A 22,215-nucleotide genomic window follows, 5' to 3' on the forward strand; every position below is an offset into this window, starting at 1 on the left:
GCCGATGTGCTGGGCGGCGACGTCGGCCTCGGTGCAGTGGGTGGCCACGCGCACGCTGCGCACGCCGAGGTCGCGGGCGCGGGAGAGGTCGTCGATCGTGCCGATCCCGGGCAGGATCAGGGTGGTGAGCTTCGCGCGCGTGAGCACCGAGGCGGCGGCCGCGAACGCGGCGGCGGCGGTCACGCGACGGCCCCCGCGCCGGCCGACGCGGCCGCGCCGGCGCGCGCGGCGTCGGCGCGTTCGGCGAGCAGGTCGAGGGCCACATCCACGATCATGTCCTCCTGACCGCCGACCATGCGCCGACGGCCGAGCTCGATGAGGATGTCGCGGGCGTCGAGCCCGTGGCGTTCGGCCGCGCGTTCCGCGTGCAGCAGGAAGCTCGAGTAGACGCCCGCGTAGCCGAGCGAGAGGGTCTCGCGGTCGACGCGCACCGGGCGGCGCTGCAACGGGCGCACGAGCTCTTCCGCGGCATCCTGCAGTGCGAAGAGATCGCAGCCGTGCTGCCAGCCGAGCAGGTTGGCGACGGCGATGAACGCCTCGATCGGCGTGTTGCCGGCGCCCGCACCCTGCCCGGCGAGCGAGGCGTCGACGCGAAGGGCGCCGTGCTCCACGGCCGTGACCGAGTTCGCGACGCTCAGCGAGAGGTTCTCGTGCGCGTGGATGCCGATCTGCGTGTCGGGTGAGAGCACCTCGCGGTACGCGTCGATGCGTCGGGCGACGTCCGCCATGGTGAGGCGGCCGCCGGAGTCGGTGACGTACACGCAGTGCGCGCCGTACGACTCCATGCGGCGGGCCTGCTCGGCGAGCCCCTCCGGATCGTTGAGGTGGCTCATCATGAGGAACCCCGAGACGTCCATGCCGTGGTCGCGCGCCCAGCCGATGTGCTGGGCGGCGACGTCGGCCTCGGTGCAGTGGGTGGCCACGCGCACGCTGCGCACGCCGAGGTCGCGGGCGCGGGCGAGGTCGTCGATCGTGCCGATCCCGGGCAGGATCAGGGTGGTGAGCTTCGCGCGCGTGAGCACCGAGGCGGCGGCCGCGATCCAGCGCTCGTCGGTGTCGGCGCCGTGCCCGTAGGCGACGCTCGACCCGCCGAGTCCGTCGCCGTGGGCGACCTCGATCGCGTCGACGCCCGCGGCCTCGAGGGCGGCCGCGATGTCGCGCACCTGCTCGACGGTGTAGCGGTGGGCGAGGGCGTGCATGCCGTCGCGGAGGGTCACGTCCTGCACGTACACGCGGGTGGCGGATGCCTCAGGGGCGGATGCCGCGGGCGCGGCGTTCGTCGGCTGCTGCGCGGTCATGCGCGGGCTCCCGTCGTCTCGGTGGCGAGTCGGTGCTCGTCGAGGCGGCGCTCCAGGCGGCGCTCGACGAGGCGTTCGGCGGTGCGGAGCGCGGCCGAGGTCATGATGTCGAGGTTGCCCGCGTACTCGGGCAGGTAGTGCCCGGCGCCGGCGACCTCGAGCATGACGGTCACACGGATGCCGCGGAACGGCCGGTCGAGCGCGGGCACGTAGGCCTCGTCGACGGCGTCGAACTGCACGCGCTGCTTCAGGGCGTAGCCGCCGACGTAGGCCTGCACGTCGGCGACGGCGCGGTCGACGGAGTCGCGCACGGCGGCCTCGTCGACCTCGCCCTCGACGAGGCAGAACACGGTGTCGCGCATGATGAGCGGCGGCTCGGCCGGGTTCAGCACGATGATCGCCTTGCCGCGCTCGGCGCCGCCGATGCGCTCGATGGCGCGCGCGGTCGTCTGGGTGAACTCGTCGATGTTGGCGCGGGTGCCGGGGCCGGCCGACTTCGAGGCGATGGATGCCACGATCTCGGCGTAGGCGACGGGCGCGACGCGCGACACGGCGGCGACCATGGGCACGGTCGCCTGGCCGCCGCACGTGACCATGTTCACGTTCGACTCGTCGAGGTGCGCGTCGAGGTTCACGACGGGCACGACGTACGGCCCGATCGCGGCGGGCGTGAGGTCGACCATGATGCGGCCCGCGTTGCGCACGAGCGCGTCGTTGCGGGCGTGGGCGCCGGCCGAGGTGGCGTCGAACACGAGCTCGACGTCGGCGAACTCGGGCATCGCGAGCAGGCCGTCGACGCCCTCGTGGGTCGTCGCGACGCCGAGGCGCCGGGCACGGGCGAGCCCGTCGGAGTGCTCGTCGATGCCGGCCATGGCGACCACGTGCAGGGTCTTCGAGAGGCGCTTGACCTTGATCAGCAGGTCGGTGCCGATGTTGCCTGAGCCGATGACGGCGACGCCGACGCTCATGCCGGGTTCCCTTCGGTCGAGATGGAGGTTCGGTCGGATGCCGCGGGCGCCGTGAAGTCGGCCCGCACGTCGCCGAGCCCGTCGAGGCGGGCCCGGAACACGCCGGGTGCGGCGGCGACCATGGGGCCGAGCGCACCCGAGAGGATCACCTCGCCGGCGCGCAGCGGCTGCCCGTGGCGGGCGACCGCGCGGGCGAGCCAGGCGACCGCGATGACGGGGCTGCCGAGGCAGGCCGCGCCGGTGCCGGTCGAGACGGGCTCGCCGGCGTGGTCGAGCCGCATGCCGACCGCGGCGAGGTCGAGCCCGTCGAGCGCGTGCGGGGTCGTGCCGAGCACGATCGCGCCGCTCGAGGCGTTGTCGGCCACGGTGTCGGCGATGCGGATGTCCCAGTCGGCGACGCGCGAGTCGACGATCTCGATCGCGGGCAGCACGAACTCGGTGGCGCGCAGCACGTCGGCGACGTTCGTGACGGGGGAGTCGAGGTCGCGGCCGAGCACGAACGCGATCTCGGCCTCGACCCGCGGCTGCAGGAACCGGCCGAGGTCGATCGGCGCGCGGTCGTCGAACACCATGTCGTCGAGGAGCACGCCGTAGTCGGGCGTGAAGACGCCGAACTGCGCCTGCACGGCGGGCGAGGTCAGCCCGATCTTGCGGCCGATCACGCGCCGGCCCTCGGCGATGCGGCGGGCGATGCCGAGCGACTGCACGGCGTACGCGGCGTCGAGGTCGGCCTCGCCGATGAGCTCGCGCACGGGGGCGCACGGCACGGCGGATGCCGCGGCGGCGGCCAGTCGCGCGGCGGCGGCCCTGACGGCGTCCGTCGCGCCCGCGGCATCCGTCGCCGTCGTGATCTCCGGCGTCTCGCCGGGCCAGGCGGGGGTCCGCTGCCCGGTCACAGCTGCACGCACACGTTCGTCGGCTCGGTGTAGAACTCGAGCGAGTGGTGGCCGCCCTCGCGGCCGATGCCCGACAGGCCCATGCCGCCGAAGGGGCTGCGCAGGTCGCGCAGGTACCAGGTGTTCACCCACGACATGCCCGTGCGCATGCGCTGCGCGACGCGGTGGCCGCGGGTGAGGTCGCTCGTCCAGGTGACGGCGGCGAGGCCGTAGTCGGTGTCGTTGGCGAGGGCGATCGCCTCGGCCTCGGTGTCGAACGGGATGATCGCGGCGACCGGTCCGAAGACCTCCTCGCGCACGGCGCGGTTCGAGTTGTCGAGGCCGCTCCAGAGGGTCGGCTCGATCCAAGAGCCGCCGTCGAGCCCGTCGCCGAGGGTCGGGACGCCGCCGCCGGCGAGCACCGTCGCCCCCTCCTCGCGAGCCAGGTCGAAGTAGGACAGGACCTTCGCGCGGTGGGCCTGCGAGATGAGCGGGCCGGTCGTGGTGGCGGGGTTCTCGGGCCGCCCGAGCCGCAGCCGGCGGGCCTGTTCGGCGAGCCCGGCGGCCATCTCGTCGAAGATCGGGCGCTCGACGTAGATGCGCTCGGTGCAGAGGCAGACCTGCCCGGTGTTCAGGTAGGTCGACCTCGCGAGGCCCGCGATCGCGGCGTCGAGGTCGGCGTCGGCGAAGACCACGGCCGCGTTCTTGCCGCCGAGCTCGAACGACACGGGCCGCACGCGCGGGGCGACCGCGCGCATGATCGCGGATCCGGTCGAGGTCTCGCCCGTGAAGGTGACCCCGTCGATGCCCGGATGCCCCGTGAGGAACGCGCCCGCGGAATCCTCGCCGAATCCGTGCACGACGTTGACGACGCCGTCGGGCACCCCGGCCTCGCTGAGGATCTCGGCGAGGAGCGTCGCCGAGGACGGCGTCTCCTCCGAGGGCTTGATGACGACGGTGTTGCCCGAGGCGAGCGCGGGGGCGAGCTTCCAGGTGAGCAGCAGGAGCGGCAGGTTCCACGGCACGATGATCGCGACGACGCCGAGCGGCTTGCGGATCGCGTAGTTCAGCGCTCGGCGGCCGTCGGCCAACTCGGTGAGGAACGAGTCGAGTCCGGTCGAGGCGACCGTGTCGGCGAAGGAGCGGAAGTTCATGGCCGCGCGGGCGACGTCGAGGTCGCGGGCGAGCGTCTCGGGCTTGCCGGTGTCGCCGACCTCGGCGGCCACGAGGTCGTCGAAGCGGCGCTCGATCGCGTCGGCGATGCGGCGCAGCAGCGTGGCGCGGTCGCCGACCGACATCCGGCCCCACGGCCCGTCGAAGGCGGCGCGCGCGGCGGCGACGGCCCGGTCGACCTCGTGGCGGCCGGCCTCGTGCACGCGCCCGATGACCGCGCCGTCGACCGGGTCGATCTTGTCGAACCCGGCGACGCCGTCGACGAAGTCGCCGCCGATGAAGTTGCGGATGTCGCGCGGCGTGCCCGAGGCGGGCGGGGCGGTGGTCGTCGTCTGCGACGTCAGGGCGGGCATGTCCTCAGGCTAGGAAGGCGACGGGATGCCGACAAATACTCTCTTGTGGCACTGCCATGCCTGAACGGCTATGGTTCGGTGCCATGACCTCCGACCACATGCTCGACGGGCGCCTGAAGATCCGTCATCTCGTGCTGCTCGCCGCCATCGCCGACGAGGGCACGCTCGTGCGTGCGGCCGAGTCGCTGCACATCACCCAGCCCGTCGTCACCCGGGGCCTCCGCGAGGTCGAGGAGCTCGTGGGCGTGCAGCTCTTCGAACGGCTGCCGCGCGGCGTGGTGCCGACCCGCTACGGGGTGCCGTTCATCGAACGGGCCCGGTCGGTGCTCGCGGAGCTGCGCGTCGCGGGCGAGGAGGTGCGGCTCATGAAGTCGGGCCAGCTCGGCACCGTGACGGTCGGCACGCACCTGGCCGGCTCGAACCTGCTGCTGCCGCGCGCGATCGCGGCGCTCAAGGCCGAGCACCCCCGCCTGACGGTGGTCGTGCGCGAGGGCACCCCCGACACGCTGCAGCAGCTGCTGCTCGCCGGAGACCTCGACCTCACGGTCGGCCGGCTCTCGTCGACCGTGCCCGTCCGGCTCGAGCAGGAACGGCTGCATCAGGAGCCGATCCGGCTGGTGACCCGCGTCGGCCACCCCGTGCAGGACATCTCGCCCACCTCGCTCGCCGCCCTCGTCGGCTACCCGTGGATCTTCCCGGTCGCCCAGACCGCGCTGCGCGCCGAGCTCGAGGCGGTGTTCTTCCACGAGGGCCTGCCGCTGCCCGCCGACCGCGTGGAGTGCACGTCGATGCTCACGTTGCGCACCCTGCTGGTGTCGAGCGACGTGATCGCGGCGCTGCCCATGTTCATCGCGCTCGACGATGCCGAGCTGCAGCTGCTGCCGACCCAGCTGAGCTCGATCCGCCGGTCGGTCGGGGTCACCTCGGCGAAGGACCGCGCGCCGTCGGCGGCGGCGGCCGCGCTGCTCGTGCACCTGCGCGACGCCGGCGCCAGGCTCGCCGCGCTCGAGCGCGAGGTCGCCGAGTCCGGGCGCTGAGGCCGCGGTCGACCCCGCACCGGAGGCGCGCGGCTGCCTCGGCTCCGACGGTCCCGCTCCGTCCGGGCGAGTCTGAACGCCCGGTGAGCGGTCGCTGACCGTCGCCGAAACAGGTATGCCCGATCAGTCATGGCAGCGGCCGTTATAGATATTGGACAGTACTGGGAGATCCGACGACGCTGTGATGAACGACGCCGCCCTGCGTCGTGACACCGCACAGCAGTTGCCCGATCTGGAGGCGAAATGGCCGGCTCTCCCTACGCTCAGAACGCGAAGAAGTACGACCCGCAGGACTTCGAGCGGGTCGCCGGCGAGCCGGCCGATCCCGAGCCCGGTTCGTGGGGCATGCAGCCCGACGGTACCTTCCTGCCGCCCGCGCACACCCCGTCGGTGCCGCGCGACGTGTTCGTCGACTGGCCCGGCCAGCTCGACTACCGCGACCCCGAGACCTACGCCCTGAACGCGACCGCCGAGGCGTACTACCCGATCGTCGTGAACACGAGCCACTCGTGGCAGTGCATCTACGACATGGACGGCACGCGCTACATGCTGCACTACGGCGGCGGCAACCACTGGAAGCTCTACGACATCACCGATCCGCGCGACCTGAAGGTCGTCGACGAGGAGGAACGGGGCTGGGGCGACCCGCGCCCGCAGTTCGGCGCGACCACGGTGCAGTGGAACGAGCAGCTCGGGAAGTTCCTCGCGATCCAGGCGAGCGAGACGCCGCGCTACTTCCTGAAGGGCCGCGTCGCGAACAAGTGGATCGACGACACCGTCGAGGGCCAGCTGCTCGAGTGGGAGGGCCTGCGCGGCTTCCGCACGTTCGAGATGAACGGGCCGAGCCCCCGCGACTGGGTCCTCGTCAACGAGACCTCGACCGACCCGAACCACGGGCCCGACGAGATCCAGGAGGGCAACGGCGTCCTCGACCTGCCCGTCTACTACGGCGACAAGTACCTCTTCGTCGCCACCGCGCCCGACAACACCTTCACCAACCAGCCCTACAAGACCACGCTGTGGGCCGCGGGCCACGCGGCCTACGACATGACCGACCCGTCCAAGCCCGAGCTGCTCTCGACCTGGTGGGTGCCGGGCACCCGTGCCGGCGAGGAGGTCGACTCCGAGTACCTCGCGGGCAACGACCGCTGGAACAACAAGACCTCGTGGTTCGGCTCGCGCATGGGCGTGTTCATGCCCCGCTCGGTCGAGTCGGGCTACCGCCACGCCTACGCCGCGCAGGGCGGCCAGGGCTTCTTCGTGCTGGATGTCTCCGACCCCGCGAACATCCACCACGTCGGCTGGTGCGCGCTCCCGACGAGCGTCGCCGGCACCGAGGGCGACAACGTCGACACCACCCAGGTCGAGGAGACCGGCTACGTGTACGTCTCGGGCTACCCGATGAACACCGACTGCTACGAGCCCGCCAAGGAGATCTACCAGATCGACGTCTCCGACCCGACGAACCCGCGCGTCGTGCGCACGCTCCCGCGTCCGGTGCCGCCCGCCGAGGCGAAGTTCACCGACTGGGCGCAGCGCCGCGGGTCGTTCGGCCCCAAGCGCTCGGGCTACTTCACGAACACCGGAACCCCGCACGGCGGCGTGATCCCCTACGCGTTCTACGCGGCGGGCCTGCAGATCTTCGACGTGCGCGACCCCGAGGACCCGAAGGTCGGCGCGTACTTCGTGCCGCCCATGGGCCTCAAGGACGACGACGATCTCGCCGCCCCGGTGCACGGCATCTTCGTCGAGTGGGACCGCAACCTCATCTGGCTGTTCTCGAACCACGGCATCTACGCGGTCTCGACACCGCTGCTCGGCGAGCCCGTCGTCGGACTGCCCGACGCCGCGGCATCCGACGCCCGCTGAACCGGCCGAGACCCCCGCGAGAGCCGACATGACCCAGCAGACCTCCAGACCGTGGCCCGCCCTCTGGGCGCTCGTCATCGGGTTCTTCATGATCCTCGTCGACACGACCATCGTGTCGATCGCGAACCCGGCGATCCTCCACGACCTCGACACCGACCTCACCTCGGTGATCTGGGTGACGAGCGCCTACCTGCTGGCCTACGCGGTGCCGCTGCTCATCACCGGGCGCCTGGGCGACCGCTTCGGCCCGAAGCGCGTGTACCTCGTCGGGCTCGTCGTCTTCACGCTCGCCTCGCTCTGGTGCGGGCTCTCGGGCGACATCGGCATGCTCATCGCGGCGCGGGCGGTGCAGGGCCTCGGCGCCGCGCTCATGACGCCGCAGACCATGGCGGTCATCACCCGGGTGTTCCCGCCCACCCAGCGCGGAGCGGCCATGGGCCTCTGGGGATCGGTCGCGGGCGTCGCGACGCTCGTCGGCCCGATCCTCGGCGGCGTGCTCGTGGACTCGCTCGGCTGGGAGTGGGTGTTCTTCGTGAACGTGCCCGTCGGCGTCATCGCGTTCGTCGCGGCCTGGCGCCTGGTGCCCGACCTCGAGACCCATGTGCACCGGTTCGACTGGCTCGGCGTGGTGCTGAGCGCGGTCGGCATGTTCCTGCTCGTGTTCGGCATCCAGGAGGGGTCGACGTACGACTGGGGCGTGATCGTCGGACCGATCACGGTCTGGGGCCTCATCGTCGCCGGCATCCTCGTGCTGGCCGGGTTCGTGGTCTGGCAGGCGTTCAACCGCGTCGAGCCGCTGCTGCCGCTCGGGCTGTTCCGCGACCGCAACTTCGCGCTGTCGAACGTCGCGATCTCGCTCGTGGGCCTCGCCCTGACGGCGATGCCGCTGCCGCTCGCGTACTACTTCCAGGTGGGGCGAGGGCTCACGCCCACCCAGGCCGCGCTCATGCTCGTGCCGATGGCGGTGATCTCGGGCGTGCTCGCCCCGCTCGTCGGTCGCATGAGCGACCGGGTCGACCCGAAGTGGGTCGCCTTCGCCGGGCTGTCGACGTCGGCGGTCGCGCTGGCCTGGTACAGCGTGCTGCTGGCGCCGGATGTCCCGTACGCGGTGCTGCTGCTGCCCTCGGCGCTGCTCGGCGTCGGCATCTCGGGCGTCTTCGCACCGCTCGCGTCGACGGCGACCCGCAACCTGCCCCGCGCACAGGCCGGGGCAGGATCGGGCGTCTACTCGATGACCAGGCAGGTGGGATCCGTGCTCGGCTCGGCCGCGATCGCCTCCATCATGGGCATCGCGATCGCGGCGCAACTGCCCGGCGTCGAGGCGGAGCACGTGCGCCCCGCCGAGGGCGGCGCGCTTCCCGAGGCGCTCGTCGCGGGCTTCTCCACGGCGATGGGCCAGTCGCTCTGGCTCGCGGCGGCCGGCTTCGGGGTCTGCGCCCTCGTGGTGCTCGGCTTCGCCCGACCCAAGGTCACCGTCGGGTGGGGCGAGCCGACGCCCACCGCGGAGGCGACTCCGGCATCGACCGGCGGCGGCGAGCGCTGATGCCCGCGCGAACGGCCGCCGAGGCATCCGAATCATCCAACGGGATCCAGCATCCAGAAACCGTCACTGAAAGGTGAGCACCGACATGACCGACGCAACCGGAGGCGGGCGCCTCGTCGTCGACGGCCTCGAGAAGCAGTACGAGCTCGACGGCGCCGAGGTGCCCGTGGTGAAGGGCGTCACGTTCACCATCGAGCCCGGCACGTTCACCTCGCTCCTCGGCCCCTCGGGGTGCGGCAAGACCACGACGCTGCGCTGCGTCGCCGGGCTCGAGCACAGCAACGGCGGCGTCATCTCGCTCGACGGGAACGTGCTCTCCACCGGCACGAAGCACGTCTCGCCCGACCGCCGCGACATCGGCATGGTGTTCCAGAACTACGCCATCTGGCCGCACATGACCGTGCTCGCCAACGCGGTGTTCCCCCTGCAGGTCTCGGCCAAGCGGCTGCCGAAGCAGGAGGCCAGGCGACGCGCCATGGAGGCGCTCGAACTCGTGCAGCTCGACGCCTACGCGCACCGGCCCGCCACCGCGCTCTCGGGCGGGCAGCAGCAGCGGCTCGCCCTCGCCCGGGCGCTCGCCCACCGCCCCAAGCTCCTCCTGCTCGACGAACCGCTCTCGAACCTCGACGCCAAGCTCCGCGACACCATGCGGCACGAGCTGCGCGCCCTGCAGCAGCGACTCGGCATCACGGCGCTCTACGTGACCCACGACCAGTCGGAGGCGCTGTCGATGTCGGACCGCGTCGCCGTCATGAACCAGGGCCGCATCGTGCAGGAGGCCGCGCCCCGCGACCTCTACTACAGCCCGGCCGACCGCTTCGTCGCGGACTTCGTCGGACGCGTGAACATGATCCCCGCCGTCGTGCGCTCGCGCGACGACTCCGGCGACGCCCTCATCGAGGCGTTCGGCTCGCGCATGGTCACCCCGTGCCCGCCCGCGATCGGCACCGGCGCCGACGTGACCGTCACGTTCCGGCCCGAGAGCGTGCGCTGGCACGACAGCGCACCCGACCGCCCCAACGTGCTTCCCGCCCGCGTCGCCCGCGTCGAGTTCCTCGGCGAGATCGTCGAGTACGAGGCCGAGGTGCTGCACGGCGAGACCGTCGTCGGAACCCTCGTCGCCCGCGGCGCGCCCCTGAGATCGCCGAGCTCCGGCAGCCGCATCTTCCTCGAACTCGACCCGACCGCCTGCCGCGTCCTCGCGGCCTAGGCCCCCCGACCGCACCACCGCTCCACCCGCAGCATCCGCTCCACCCCGCAGCATCCGCTTCACCGGCTCCATCCCCGAAGGACCACGTCAGAGAAAGGAACGCGAATCATGGACACACGCATCACCCGCACCACGCGCACGGCATTCATCGCTCTCGCAGCGGTCGGAATGCTGGCGCTGAGCTCGTGCAGCTCGGGCGGCGCATCCGCCGGCGCCGAGATCGAACCCACCGGCGGCGCCGTCGACCTGGCCGCCTGCGACGCCGTCGAGCTCGGCGCGATCACCCGGTGCGAGAACTTCTACGACGACTTCTGGCCCGCGATCGACGAGCAGATGGACGGCCTCTACGAGGAGGCCAAGGAGGCCGACGGCGGCAAGCTCGTGATCTGGGACTGGTACGAGCTCTCGCCCGACGTGATCGCGCAGTTCAACTCCCGGTACCCCGACCTGAAGATCGAGACCCGCGGGCTCACCTACAACCTGTCGTCGGCGATCATCTCGGCCAAGGCGACCGGCTCGCGCAACACCGACGTCATCTCGGGCTCGCTCGTCTCGGCCGCCGCCATGACCGACGAGGGCTACTGGGCCGACGTCGACTGGACGCAGTTCGGCGTGCCGAAGGAGTACTTCACGATCGGCGCGCCCGAGATGCTGCCCGACAGCGTCAACGGCTCGCTCATGCAGGTCAACACCGACAAGATCGAGGCGCCCGACACGCTCGAGGGCCTCCTCGACCCGATGTACGCGGGCAGGGTCTCGGTGGCCAGCTACAACGCGAACGTGTTCGCCGGCTACGGCATGGAGAACGGCGAAGAGGCGATGACGGGCCTGATCGGCGACCTCCTCTCGTCGGGCAACCTCCAGGTGCTCGAAGACCAGGACTCGCCCCTCTCCAGCGGCGACGTGCCCCTCGCGCTCGGACAGACGCTCTTCAACCCGAACCCGAGCCTCTCGGTCTCGCCGTACGAGGACTCGGGCGTGTTCGCGCAGTTCTCGGGCGTCAACGTCGACGCGAAGAACCCCGCGGGCGCCATGCTCTGGGCGCTCTGGAACGCGTACGACCCCGACTGGCTCGAGCTGCGCATGACCGACGAGAACTACTCCACGACCCAGGTGCCCTACGCCGGTCTGCCGACCTCGCTGTTCGACTCGGCGACGGGCCTCATGAAGACGAACGCCGATGCGTTGCTCGCGGGACTCGAGGGCGGTGCGATCACCGAGACCGCCGACACCCGCGACGACTGGATCGCCATGATCAACGCGGCCGACGCCGCACTGAACGGATAACACGTGTCTCAGGCAGGACGGACCCTGAAGGTCGAGCGCACTCGGCCGACATCCATGCGGATCGCGACGATCATCGCCGGTGCGGTGATCTTCCTCCTCCTCGCGATCCCGTTGGCGGTGCAGGTCATCACGGCCTTCAGAGGTCCGTTCCTGCCGTTCGGCGTCTCGTCGGCCAAGTGGTCGGTCGAGAACTTCCAGACGCTGTGGGGGCTGCGCGACGACTTCTGGGCGGTGCTGGGCTCGACGGCCGCATTCGTCGGCGGCTCGACGGTGCTCTCCCTGCTCATGGCGTTCGGCCTCGCGTGGGTCACGGTGCGCACCGACGCCCCGATGCGCCGCGTGATCTCGGTGCTCGTCGTGGTGCCGTTCATCATCCCGCCCATCGTCAAGGCGCAGGCGTACCTGCTCATGCTCTCGCCCGAGTCGGGGGTGCTGAACCAGCTGCTCCGGCTGCTGCCCGGCGACCTCGTGATCGACCCCTACTCGTTCGTGACGATGACCTTCATCCAGGCGCTCACGAACGTCACGTTCCCGTTCCTCATGATCGTGCCGATCCTCACGAGCATGGACGGCTCCCTCGAGGAGTCGGCCAGGGTATCCGGTGCCTCGTGGCCGAAGACGCTGCGCCGCGTGACGCTGCCGATGCTCTGGCCCGGCCTGCTCGGCGTCGCGGTGCTGACGTTCATCCTCGGCCTCGGCAGCCTCGAGATCCCGCTCCTGTTCGGCCAGCAGTCCGGCAAGTCGATCTTCGCGCTGAAGCTCTGGAGCCTCATCAGCGCGGGTGCGGGGGAGCTGCCGCAGTACGGCCTCGCCGCGGCGTGGGGCTGCGTGTTCCTCGTGATCACGACGATCGCGTTCGTCATCTACCTGCGGGCCACACGCAACGCCGAACGTCGGGCGTCGATCTCGGGCAAGGGGTTCCGGCCGACCGTCATGAAGCTCGGGGCGTGGAAGATCCCCGTCATGGTGCTCGTCGTCGTGTTCGTGCTGCTCACCGCGATCCTGCCCCTCTTCGCGCTGCTGTGGTCCTCGATCACGCCCTACCCGATCGCCTTCTCGTTCGACGCGCTCGTCACGCAGACGCAGTTCGGCTCGTTCGGCGCCGTGCTCGCCGACCCCGAATTCTGGGCCTCGCTCGGCCGGACCCTCGTCATCGCGGGCGGCAGCGCCACGATCGCCTGCGTGGTCGCGACGGTGCTCGCCTACGGCATCGCCCGCGGCCGGCGCACGGGCTGGTCGAAGGCGATGGACCTGTTCGCGTCGTCGTCGGTCGCCATTCCCGCGGTCATCGTCGGCTTCGCGATGTTCCTCACGTTCATGGTCATCAACCCGGTGATCCCGCTCGCCGGAACCCTCGTCGCGCTCGTCATCGCCTACTCGTACCGGGTCTCGATCGCGTACCGCTCGGGGTACAGCGCGACCCTGCAGATCCGCATGGAGCTCGAGGAGGCCGCGCTCGTGAGCGGCGCGAGCCCCCTGCAGGGCTTCCGCAAGGTGGTCGTGCCCCTGCTCATGCCGACCGTGTTCGCCGTGTGGATCCAGATGTTCGTGCTCGGCACGAACGAGTTCACGCTGCCCGCGTTCCTCGCCACGCCCGAGACCCGGCCGCTCTCGGTCTACATGTACGCGATGATCAGCCCCCGGTCGGCGCAGCTCTACCAGCCCGACCAGGGCGCGGCGATGGCGCTCATCTTCACCCTGCTCGTCTTCGTGATCGGCTACGGCCTCCAGTGGGCGGTGTCGCTGCGCGCCATCGGCCGCGCGAAGCGCCGTCGGCCGCTGCCGGGCATCGGCGGCACGCCGGTCATCGAACCCGACGAGCCCGTGTCGCCCGACACGCGTTCCGTCGCGGCGCAGGACCTCGCCGACCAGCGCGAGCTCGCCAAACGCTGAGGCGCCGCCGAGCCGGCCGCCCGACCGCCCATCCGACCTCGTCGGGTGGGCGGTCGTCGTTGTACGTCGAGTCGAAGAATCGTGTGGGCGCTGTACATCGGGGCGCTGCGGCATCCGCTCGGCGCGTCTTAGCATTGCGGCATCGCCAACCGGATCGAACCGGTGCCCGCCACCGTCGTCAGCTTGCAGAGGAGCCCGTCATGACCATCGTCGACACCCCGGTCGCCGTCACCGGAGGACCGGCGCTCCCGCAGGAGCGACGCCTCGTCACCGCCATCCCCGGCCCGCGCTCGCAGGAGCTCATGGCGCGCAAGGCCGAGGCCGTGGCATCCGGAGTCGGGACGACCATCCCGATCGCCGTCGTCGCGGGCGGCGGCGGCGTGCTCGTCGACGCCGACGGCAACTCGCTCATCGACCTCGGCTCCGGCATCGCCGTCACCGGCGTCGGCAACGCCAACCCGCGCGTCGTCGAGGCCGTGACGAAGCAGCTCAACGCCTTCACGCACACCTGCTTCACGGTCGCGCCCTACGACTCCTACGTCGACGTCGCCGAGAAGCTCAACGAGCTCACCCCCGGCGACCACGCCAAGCGCTCGGCCCTGTTCAACTCCGGTGCCGAGGCCGTCGAGAACGCCGTGAAGATCGCCCGCGCCTACACGAAGAAGCAGGCCGTCGTCGCGTTCGACCACGCCTACCACGGCCGCACGAACCTCACCATGGGCCTGACCGCGAAGAACATCCCGTACAAGAATGGCTTCGGCCCGTTCGCCCCCGAGGTGTACCGCGTGCCGCTCAGCTACCCCTTCCGCGACGGCGGGCTCTCGGGCGCGGATGCCGCGGCCAAGGCCATCTCGCAGATCGAGAAGCAGATCGGCGCCGAGAACCTCGCCGCCATGATCATCGAGCCCATCCAGGGCGAGGGCGGCTTCATCGTGCCCGCGGCGGGCTTCCTCCCCGCCCTCGTCGAGTGGTGCCGCGCCAACGACGTCGTCTTCATCGCCGACGAGGTCCAGTCGGGCTTCGGCCGCACGGGCGAATGGTTCGCGAGCGACCACGAGGGCATCGTGCCCGACCTCATCACCACCGCAAAGGGCATCGCCGGCGGCCTGCCGCTCTCCGCGGTCACCGGCCGCGCGGAGATCATGGACGCCGCGGGCGCCGGCGGACTCGGCGGAACCTACGCCGGCAACCCGCTCGCCTGCGTCGCCGCGCTCGCCTCGATCGAGTCGTACGAGCAGGACGGCCTCATCGGCCGCGCCCGCGAGATCGGCAGCGTCCTCATCGGCCGCCTGAACGCCCTGCGCACCGCCGACGCCCGCATCGGCGACGTCCGCGGCCGGGGCGCCATGGTCGCCGTCGAGCTCGTCGACCCCGCCACCGGCGCACCCGACGCGGCCCTCACGAGCAAGGTCGCCGCGTACGCCTGCTCGCAGGGCGTGCTCGTGCTCACCTGCGGCACGTACGGCAACGTCATCCGGTTCCTGCCTCCGCTCACCATCTCCGACGACCTGCTCATCGAGGGCCTCCAGGTCGTCGCGGAAGGACTCAAGACGGCATGACCGCCCTCACCGACAACGACGTCGTGATCGCCCGCCCCGAGGCATCCGCCGACCACATCGCCACCCCGCTGACCGACGCGCGCTCCCAGCTCGCCGAGGCGGTCGCCCTGCTCGGCTACAACGACGGCCTGCACCAGATGCTCGCGACCCCGCGCCGAGAGCTCACGGTCGCCGTGCCGCTGCGCATGGACTCCGGCGAGAGCCGCCTGTACGTCGGCTACCGCGTGCAGCACAACTTCTCGCGCGGCCCCGCCAAGGGCGGCCTGCGGTACGCCCCGAACGTCGACATCGACGAGGTGCGCGCCCTCGCCATGTGGATGACGTGGAAGTGCGCCCTGCTCGACGTGCCGTACGGCGGTGCCAAGGGCGGTGTCGCGATCGACCCGCGACTGCACTCCACGGCCGAGCTCGAGCGCGTGACCCGCCGCTACACGAGCGAGATCCTGCCGATCATCGGCCCCGAGCGCGACATCCCCGCGCCCGACATCGGCACCGACGAGCAGACCATGGCCTGGATGATGGACACCTACTCCGTCAGCAGCGGCTACACCGTGCCCGGCATCGTGACCGGCAAGCCCATCGCGCTCGGCGGATCGCAGGGGCGCGCCTCGGCGACGAGCCGCGGGGTCACGCACATCGCGCTCGCCGCGCTCCGCCACGTGGGCATCCAGCCCTCGGGTGCCAGTGCGGCCGTGCAGGGCTTCGGCAAGGTCGGTGCGGATGCCGCGCGGTTCCTGTCCGAGGCCGGCGTCCGCGTCGCCGGGGTGAGCGACCAGTACGGCGCCGTGTTCAACCCCGCCGGACTCGACATCGAGGCGCTCGACGAGCACGTGCGCGCCACCGGCTCCGTCGTCGGCTTCGCCGGGTCCGAGCCGCTCGAGGGCGCCGACCTGCTGACGCTCGACGTCGACCTGCTCGTGCCCGCCGCCGTCGAGGGCGTGCTGCACGAGTCCAACGCGGGCGAGGTGCGTGCGCGCGTGGTCGTCGAGGGCGCCAACGGCCCGACGACGCCCACCGCCGACCGGATCATGCGCGAGCGCGGCATCCTCGTCGTCCCCGACATCCTCGCGAACGCCGGCGGCGTGATCGTCTCGTACTTCGAATGGGTGCAGGCGAATCAGGCCTACTGGTGGCGCGCCGACGAGGTGGAGACCAGACTGGAGGAGCGGATGCTCAACGCGTGGCAGCACGTGCTGGGATACGCCGAGACCAGGGGGCTCTCGCTTCGCACCGCCGCGACGGCGCTCGCCGTCGAACGCGTGGCCGACGCGCACCGACTCCGGGGCCTCTACCCCTGATCCACCGACGACCATCCCGACTCGCCCGTTTTCGCACAGAACCGGGCGACTCGGCAGCACGGCACCCACGAACCGCCGGCACTTCACCACCACATCGAACGGGAGTCACACGCACATGACGAATGCATCGCTCGAATCGACCGTCCTCTCCGCCGTCGAGCACCGTCTCTTCATCGGCGGCGAGTGGGTCGACGCCGAGGGCGGCAAGACCCTCGCCGTCGAGGACCCCGCGACCGGCACGACGATCAAGGAGATCGCGGATGCCTCGCCGGCCGACGGCATCCGCGCCCTCGACGCGGCCGTCGCCGCGCAGGAGGAATGGGCCGCGACCGCGCCCCGCGTGCGCGGCGAACTGCTGCGCAAGGCGTTCGACCTGCTCCAGGAGCGCAAGGAGGAGTTCGCGCTCCTCATGACGCTCGAGATGGGCAAGCCGCTCGCCGAGGCGCGCGGCGAGGTCGTCTACGGCGGCGAGTTCCTGCGCTGGTTCAGCGAGGAGGCCGTGCGCATCTCCGGCCGCTACGGGCTGAACCCCGAGGGCACGGGGCGCATGATCGTCTCGCAGCGCCCCGTGGGCCCGTCGTTCTTCATCACGCCGTGGAACTTCCCGCTCGCGATGGCGACCCGCAAGATCGCCCCCGCGCTCGCCGCGGGCTGCACCGTCGTCATCAAGCCGCCGGCGCTCACGCCGCTCACGACCATCGCGTTCGTGCAGCTGCTCGAGGAGGCCGGGCTGCCGAAGGGCGTCGTCAACGTCATCCCGACGTCGACCTCGTCGAAGGTCTCGGGCCCGATCATCGAGGACCCGCGCCTACGCAAGCTCAGCTTCACCGGTTCGACCGAGGTCGGCCGGGCCCTCATGAAGCAGGCCGCGACCGGCATCCTCCGCACCTCGATGGAGCTCGGCGGCAACGCGCCGTTCGTCATCTTCGACGACGCCGACCTCGACAAGGCCGTCGAGGGCGCGATGGTCGCGAAGTTCCGCAACATCGGCCAGGCCTGCACCGCGGCGAACCGCTTCATCGTGCACGAGTCGGTCGCCGACGAATTCGCGAAGCGCGTCGCCGAGAAGGTCGAGGCCATGAAGGTCGGCCGCGGCACCGAGGACGGCGTGAACATCGGCCCGCTCATCGACGGCAAGGCGGTCGAGTCGACCGACGCCCTCGTGCAGGACGCCGTCTCGCGCGGCGCGACCGTGCTCACCGGCGGCACCCGCATCGTCGACGGCGACGGCACGTTCTACGCGCCCACCGTGCTCGCGGGCGTCGCGGCGGGCACGCGCCTGCTGAAGGAGGAGATCTTCGGCCCGGTGCTCGGCATCACCACGTTCGCCACCGAGGACGAGGCCGTGAGCCTCGCGAACGACACCGAGTACGGCCTCATCTCGTACGTCTTCACGAAGGACCTGGCGCGCGGGCACCGCATGATCGACCACCTCGCCACCGGCATGATGGGGCTCAACACCGGCCTCGTCTCGAACGCCGCCGCACCGTTCGGCGGCGTGAAGCAGTCGGGCATCGGCCGCGAGGGCGGGCTCGAGGGCATCCACGAGTACCTCGACACGAAGTACACGCTCGTCCCGGTCGACTGACCTCCCGCCGGTCGAGGAGCGCAGCGTCTCGAGACCTGAGGGGGGGGGTCTCGAGACGGGCCTGGCGGCCCTCCTCGACCACCGACCTCGACCAGCGACCTCGACCGGCGAACACCGCACGAACCAGCGAAGGAACACACACCATGGAACGCATCGACTGCGACGTCGTCATCGTCGGCGCCGGGGCATCCGGCCTCACCGCCGCGAACAAGCTGAAGGACGCCGGCAAGTCCGTCGTCGTGCTCGAGGCCCGCGACCGCATCGGCGGCCGCCTTTGGACCGACGATATCGACGGCGCCATGCTCGAGATCGGCGGCCAGTGGGTCTCGCCCGACCAGGACGCCCTCATCGAGACCATCGACGAGCTCGGCCTCGAGACGTACTCGCGGTACCGCGAGGGCGAGAACGTGTACATCGGCGAGACCGGCGAACGCCGCCTCTTCGAGGGCGACATCTTCCCGGTGCCGGCGAAGACCGAGGGCGAGATCGTGGGCCTCATCGAGAAGCTCGACGCGCTCGTCGCCGAGATCGACCCCGACGCGCCGTGGGCGCACCCGCGTGCGAAGGAGCTCGACGAGGTCAGCTTCGCCGAGTGGCTCGGCACCCAGACCGACGACGAGGAGGCGAAGCTCAACATCGGCATGTTCATCGCCGGTGCGATGCTCACCAAGCCCGCGCACGCGTTCTCGGCCCTGCAGGCGCTGCTCATGGCGGCATCCGCCGGCTCGTTCTCGAACCTCGTCGACGCCGACTTCATCCTCGACAAGCGCGTCGTCGGCGGCCTCCAGCTGGTGCCGCTCGGCCTCGCCGAGCGGCTCGGCGGGGCGGTGCGCCTCGGCCAGCCGGTGCGCAAGCTCCGCTGGAACCCCGAGCAGCCCGACGCCGGCGTGACGGCCGTCACCGACGACCTCGAGGTGCACGCGAAGCGCGTGATCCTCGCCCTCGCGCCCGTGCTCATCAGCCGCATCTCGTACGAGCCGCCGCTGCCGCGCCGCCAGCACCAGCTGCACCAGCACCTCTCGATGGGCTTCGTCATCAAGGTGCACGCCGTCTACGAGACGCCGTTCTGGCGCGCCGACGGCCTGAGCGGCACGGCGTTCAGCCCGTACGAGCTCGTGCACGAGGCGTACGACAACACGAACCACGGCGACCCGCGCGGCACCCTCGTGGGCTTCGTGTCCGACGAGGAGGCCGACGGCGTCTTCACGCTCGACGCCGAGGAGCGCAAGGCGAAGATCCTCGAGTCGCTGTCGCACTACTACGGCGAGCAGGCGAAGAACCCGGTCGTCTACTACGAGTCCGACTGGGGCTCCGAGGAGTGGACCCGCGGCGCGTACGCGGCGAGCTTCGACATGGGCGGCCTCGCCCGGTACGGCGCCGACCTCCGCACCCCCGTCGGCCCGATCCACTTCTCGTGCAGCGACATGGCGGGCAAGGGCTACCAGCACGTCGACGGCGCGATCCGCGTCGGCCGCGAGGTCGCCGCCGCCATCCTCGCGGAGGGCTGAGCCGTGTCCGCGCGCTTCGTCGTCGGGTACACCGCGAACGAGCACGGCGCCGACGCGCTGGCCCTCGCGACGAGGCTCGCGGCGGCGAGCGAAGCGCTCCTCGACGTCGTCATGGTGCTGCCGAGCGAGGCGCGCAGCAGCACCGTGCCCTCGGATGTCGGGTACGAACGCCACCTCAAGGAGCGCTCCCGCGCCTGGCTGACCGAGGCGTCGAAGGGCCTGGACCCGGATGTCGCGCAGTCGCTCCACGTGCGCTACGCCGAGTCGTTCGCCGAGGGCCTCATCTCCGCGGCCCACGAGTTCGGCGCGTCGCTGATCGTCGTCGGCGCGGCGCGCGGCGGCATCCTCGGGCGTTCGCGCATCGGATCGGTCGCGAACGAGCTGCTGCACTCGTCGGATGTCCCGGTGGCGCTCGCACCGTCGGGTTCACGTGAGCTTGCGGCATCCGTCGGCATCTCGCGCATCACGGCGGCGGTGGGCTCGCGTCCTGGCGCGAGCGCGCTCCTCGATGCGGCGGTGCGGCTCTCGAAGGCGATGCACGCGCCCGTCCGGCTGCTGTCGCTGGCGTCGATCGACCTCCCGGCGGGCATGGACGAGGGGCTCGCCGAGCTCACGAGCACCGCGCACGCCGACGAGGTGCTCGCGGCCGCGCGCCGCGAGCTGCCGGCGACCACCGACGTCTCCGTCGCGGTCGCGACCGGCGACAGCATCGAGGCGGCGGTGCGCAGCCTCGACTGGCACCGGGGCGAGGTCGTGCTCGTGGCATCCAGCCGCCTCGCGCGGCCCCAGCATCTCTTCCTCGGTTCGACGGCGTCGAAGATGATCCGCGAACTCCCGGTACCGATGATCGTCGTGCCGCGCACCTCGAGCCGAAGGACGGCATCATGACGAACGAATCCGGGTCCGGCGCGCCGCTCACCAGCGCGAGCGCGGCGGTCGACGCCGCCGGAGCCCACGAGCACGGCATCTCGAAGAAGGGCCTCTCGGCCGGTTCCGTGGGCCTCATCGGCGCGATCGTCATCGGCATCTCGTGCATCGCCCCGGCGTACACGCTGACGGCCGCGCTCGGGCCGACGGTGTCCGAGGTGGGCGTGCAGGTGCCGGCGATCATCCTCGTCGGGTTCATCCCGATGCTGCTCGTCGCCCTCGGCTACCGCGAGCTCAACAAGCGCATGCCCGACTCCGGCACCTCGTTCACGTGGGCGACGCGCGCCTTCGGCCCCTGGGTGGGGTGGATGGCCGGGTGGGGCCTCATCGCCGCGACGATCCTCGTGCTCTCCAACCTCGCGGGCATCGCGGTCGACTTCCTGTTCCTCCTGATCGCGCAGATCTCGGGCAACCCCGACATCGCCGGCATCGCGACGAACCCGTTCGTCAACGTCGCGGTGTGCCTGCTGTTCATGCTCGGCGCCACCTGGGTCTCGTACCGCGACATGCAGACGACGCAGAAGCTCCAGTACTGGCTGGTCGGGTTCCAGGTCGCGGTGCTCGTGACGTTCTCGGTCGCGGCGCTCATCGAGACCGCGAACGGCAACGCGTTCGACGCGACGCCGATCGAGGCGTCCTGGTTCAACCCGTTCGAGGTGGACTCGTTCTCGGCGTTCGCGGCGGGTCTGTCGCTGTCGATCTTCATCTTCTGGGGCTGGGACGTCACGCTCACGATGAACGAGGAGACGAAGGGGTCCGACAAGACCCCGGGCCGCGCCGCGACGATCACCGTCGTCACGATCGTGGTGCTCTACCTGCTCATCTCGGTCTCGCTCATCGCGTTTGCGGGCGTCGGAACGGGCGAGTACGGGCTCGGCAATCCCGACATCCAGGACAACGTGTTCTTCCATCTCGCGGGGCCGATCCTCGGGCCGCTCGCGGTGCTGGTCTCGCTCGCGGTGCTCACGTCGAGCGCGTCGAGCCTGCAGTCGACGTTCGTGTCGCCGGCGCGCACGCTGCTCGCGATGGGCCACTACGGCGCGATCCCCGAGAAGTTCGCGAGCGTCAGCCCGCGCTTCTTCACGCCGGGCTACGCGACGGTCGTCTCGGCGATCGTGGCCTCGGTGTTCTACACGGTCATGCGCCTGCTGAGCGAGAACGTGCTGTGGGACACCATCACGGCGCTCGGCATGATGATCTGCTTCTACTACGGCATCACGGCGTTCGCGTGCGTGTGGTTCTTCAGAAGGGTGTGGTTCGCGTCGGTGCGCAACACGGTCTACACGCTGCTGGCGCCGCTGATCGGCGGGGTCATCCTCTCGGTGCTGTTCTTCACCACGCTCATCGACTCCATGGATCCTGAGTACGGCTCGGGTTCGTCGGTGTTCGGCGTCGGGCTCGTGTTCGTGCTCGGCATGGTCGTGCTGCTCGGCGGCGCAGTGGTGATGCTGTGGCAGTGGCGCAGGCGTCCGGCCTTCTTCCGCGGCGAGACGCTGTCTCGGGCGGTCGCCGACGCGTAGTCGGCCCGGCGCTGCCGATGCGCTCACCGTGTGGCGGTGCGGGTGGGCCCGGGGGCGGCCTCCGCCGCGTCGGTGAAGCTGCCCGATTCGGAGATTCCGCGACACGCCGTGTGCGAGCGGCACAACGAGCGGCATGTCGCCAAAATCTCCGAATCGGGCAGACCAGCGGATGCCTCGCAGCGCATCCACGGGACCGGCCGAAGTCGACTTCAGAGACTCGACGTCACGCCCGGCGCCGAGGTCGCGGCGAACCCCAGCATGAGTGCGATGAAGGCCACGTGGAGCGGCCCGACCCGGCCCGATGAACAC

The 22,215-nt window shown here is 71.1% G+C and carries 16 protein-coding genes and 1 pseudogene; 12 read left to right on the top strand and 5 right to left on the bottom strand.

The window, feature by feature from the left end; all coding sequences use genetic code 11:
* From GQQ92_RS12845 to GQQ92_RS12865, 5 genes and pseudogenes are all read right to left on the bottom strand, one after another.
* Positions 1 to 183: pseudogene (locus GQQ92_RS12845) on the bottom strand (hypothetical protein); the annotation flags it as partial.
* Positions 180 to 1,298, bottom strand: coding sequence for a 4-hydroxy-2-oxovalerate aldolase (dmpG, locus tag GQQ92_RS12850; RefSeq protein ID WP_156999707.1), 1,119 nt, complete (start codon positions 1,296 to 1,298; stop codon positions 180 to 182). The pseudogene GQQ92_RS12845 and the gene dmpG, both read right to left, overlap by 4 nt.
* The gene (locus GQQ92_RS12855; protein WP_156999708.1) at positions 1,295 to 2,266 is read right to left on the bottom strand and encodes an acetaldehyde dehydrogenase (acetylating); all 972 of its coding nucleotides are present in this window, start codon (positions 2,264 to 2,266) and stop codon (positions 1,295 to 1,297) included. The genes dmpG and GQQ92_RS12855 overlap by 4 nt, the downstream gene beginning before the upstream one ends.
* Positions 2,263 to 3,162, bottom strand: coding sequence for a 2-keto-4-pentenoate hydratase (locus tag GQQ92_RS12860; protein ID WP_269149182.1), 900 nt, complete (start codon positions 3,160 to 3,162; stop codon positions 2,263 to 2,265). Before GQQ92_RS12860 ends, GQQ92_RS12855 begins: the two co-directional genes overlap by 4 nt.
* Positions 3,159 to 4,667 (bottom strand): 2-hydroxymuconic semialdehyde dehydrogenase, encoded by a 1,509-nt coding sequence (locus GQQ92_RS12865; protein ID WP_156999709.1) that lies wholly within the window; start codon positions 4,665 to 4,667, stop codon positions 3,159 to 3,161. Before GQQ92_RS12865 ends, GQQ92_RS12860 begins: the two co-directional genes overlap by 4 nt.
* An 83-nt stretch (positions 4,668 to 4,750) precedes the next feature.
* On the opposite strand from GQQ92_RS12865, the gene GQQ92_RS12870 reads away from it, so the two are divergent.
* From GQQ92_RS12870 to GQQ92_RS12925, 12 genes are all read left to right on the top strand, one after another.
* Entirely contained in the window at positions 4,751 to 5,704 is a 954-nt protein-coding gene (locus GQQ92_RS12870; protein WP_156999710.1) for a LysR substrate-binding domain-containing protein, read from the top strand.
* A 243-nt stretch (positions 5,705 to 5,947) separates the two neighbouring features.
* Positions 5,948 to 7,573 carry an LVIVD repeat-containing protein gene (locus tag GQQ92_RS12875; RefSeq protein WP_156999711.1) on the top strand — a complete coding sequence of 542 codons (1,626 nt, stop codon included), beginning with the start codon at positions 5,948 to 5,950 and terminating at the stop codon, positions 7,571 to 7,573.
* A gap of 28 nt (positions 7,574 to 7,601) precedes the next feature.
* Complete coding sequence (locus GQQ92_RS12880; protein WP_156999712.1) at positions 7,602 to 9,116, top strand: DHA2 family efflux MFS transporter permease subunit; 1,515 nt, start codon at positions 7,602 to 7,604, stop codon at positions 9,114 to 9,116.
* 85 nt (positions 9,117 to 9,201) lie between these two features.
* Positions 9,202 to 10,326, top strand: a complete 1,125-nt coding sequence (locus GQQ92_RS12885) for an ABC transporter ATP-binding protein (protein ID WP_156999713.1) — start codon at positions 9,202 to 9,204, stop codon at positions 10,324 to 10,326.
* A 108-nt stretch (positions 10,327 to 10,434) separates the two neighbouring features.
* Positions 10,435 to 11,613, top strand: coding sequence for a type 2 periplasmic-binding domain-containing protein (locus GQQ92_RS12890; RefSeq protein ID WP_156999714.1), 1,179 nt, complete (start codon positions 10,435 to 10,437; stop codon positions 11,611 to 11,613).
* Positions 11,614 to 11,667: 54 nt separating this feature from the next.
* The gene (locus tag GQQ92_RS12895) at positions 11,668 to 13,506 is read left to right on the top strand and encodes an ABC transporter permease (protein WP_156999715.1); all 1,839 of its coding nucleotides are present in this window, start codon (positions 11,668 to 11,670) and stop codon (positions 13,504 to 13,506) included.
* A gap of 200 nt (positions 13,507 to 13,706) precedes the next feature.
* Positions 13,707 to 15,065 (top strand): 4-aminobutyrate--2-oxoglutarate transaminase, encoded by a 1,359-nt coding sequence (gabT, locus tag GQQ92_RS12900; protein ID WP_156999716.1) that lies wholly within the window; start codon positions 13,707 to 13,709, stop codon positions 15,063 to 15,065.
* On the top strand, positions 15,062 to 16,363 hold the full coding sequence (locus tag GQQ92_RS12905; RefSeq protein ID WP_156999717.1) for a Glu/Leu/Phe/Val family dehydrogenase: 1,302 nt from the start codon (positions 15,062 to 15,064) through the stop codon (positions 16,361 to 16,363). The genes gabT and GQQ92_RS12905 overlap by 4 nt, the downstream gene beginning before the upstream one ends.
* Positions 16,364 to 16,478: 115 nt before the next feature.
* Positions 16,479 to 17,951: an NAD-dependent succinate-semialdehyde dehydrogenase gene (locus GQQ92_RS12910; protein WP_156999718.1), complete on the top strand. Its 1,473-nt coding sequence runs from the start codon at positions 16,479 to 16,481 to the stop codon at positions 17,949 to 17,951.
* Between the two features lie 143 nt (positions 17,952 to 18,094).
* Positions 18,095 to 19,459, top strand: coding sequence for a flavin monoamine oxidase family protein (locus GQQ92_RS12915; protein ID WP_156999719.1), 1,365 nt, complete (start codon positions 18,095 to 18,097; stop codon positions 19,457 to 19,459).
* 3 nt (positions 19,460 to 19,462) lie between these two features.
* On the top strand, positions 19,463 to 20,347 hold the full coding sequence (locus GQQ92_RS12920; RefSeq protein ID WP_156999720.1) for a universal stress protein: 885 nt from the start codon (positions 19,463 to 19,465) through the stop codon (positions 20,345 to 20,347).
* A complete protein-coding gene (locus GQQ92_RS12925) occupies positions 20,344 to 21,906 on the top strand; it encodes an APC family permease (RefSeq protein WP_156999721.1) in 1,563 nt (520 codons plus the stop codon). The genes GQQ92_RS12920 and GQQ92_RS12925 overlap by 4 nt, the downstream gene beginning before the upstream one ends.
* The last annotated feature ends 309 nt before the right edge of the window (positions 21,907 to 22,215 follow it).

The sequence above is a fragment of the Agromyces terreus genome, assembly GCF_009749465.1.
Lineage (GTDB): Bacteria > Actinomycetota > Actinomycetes > Actinomycetales > Microbacteriaceae > Agromyces > Agromyces terreus.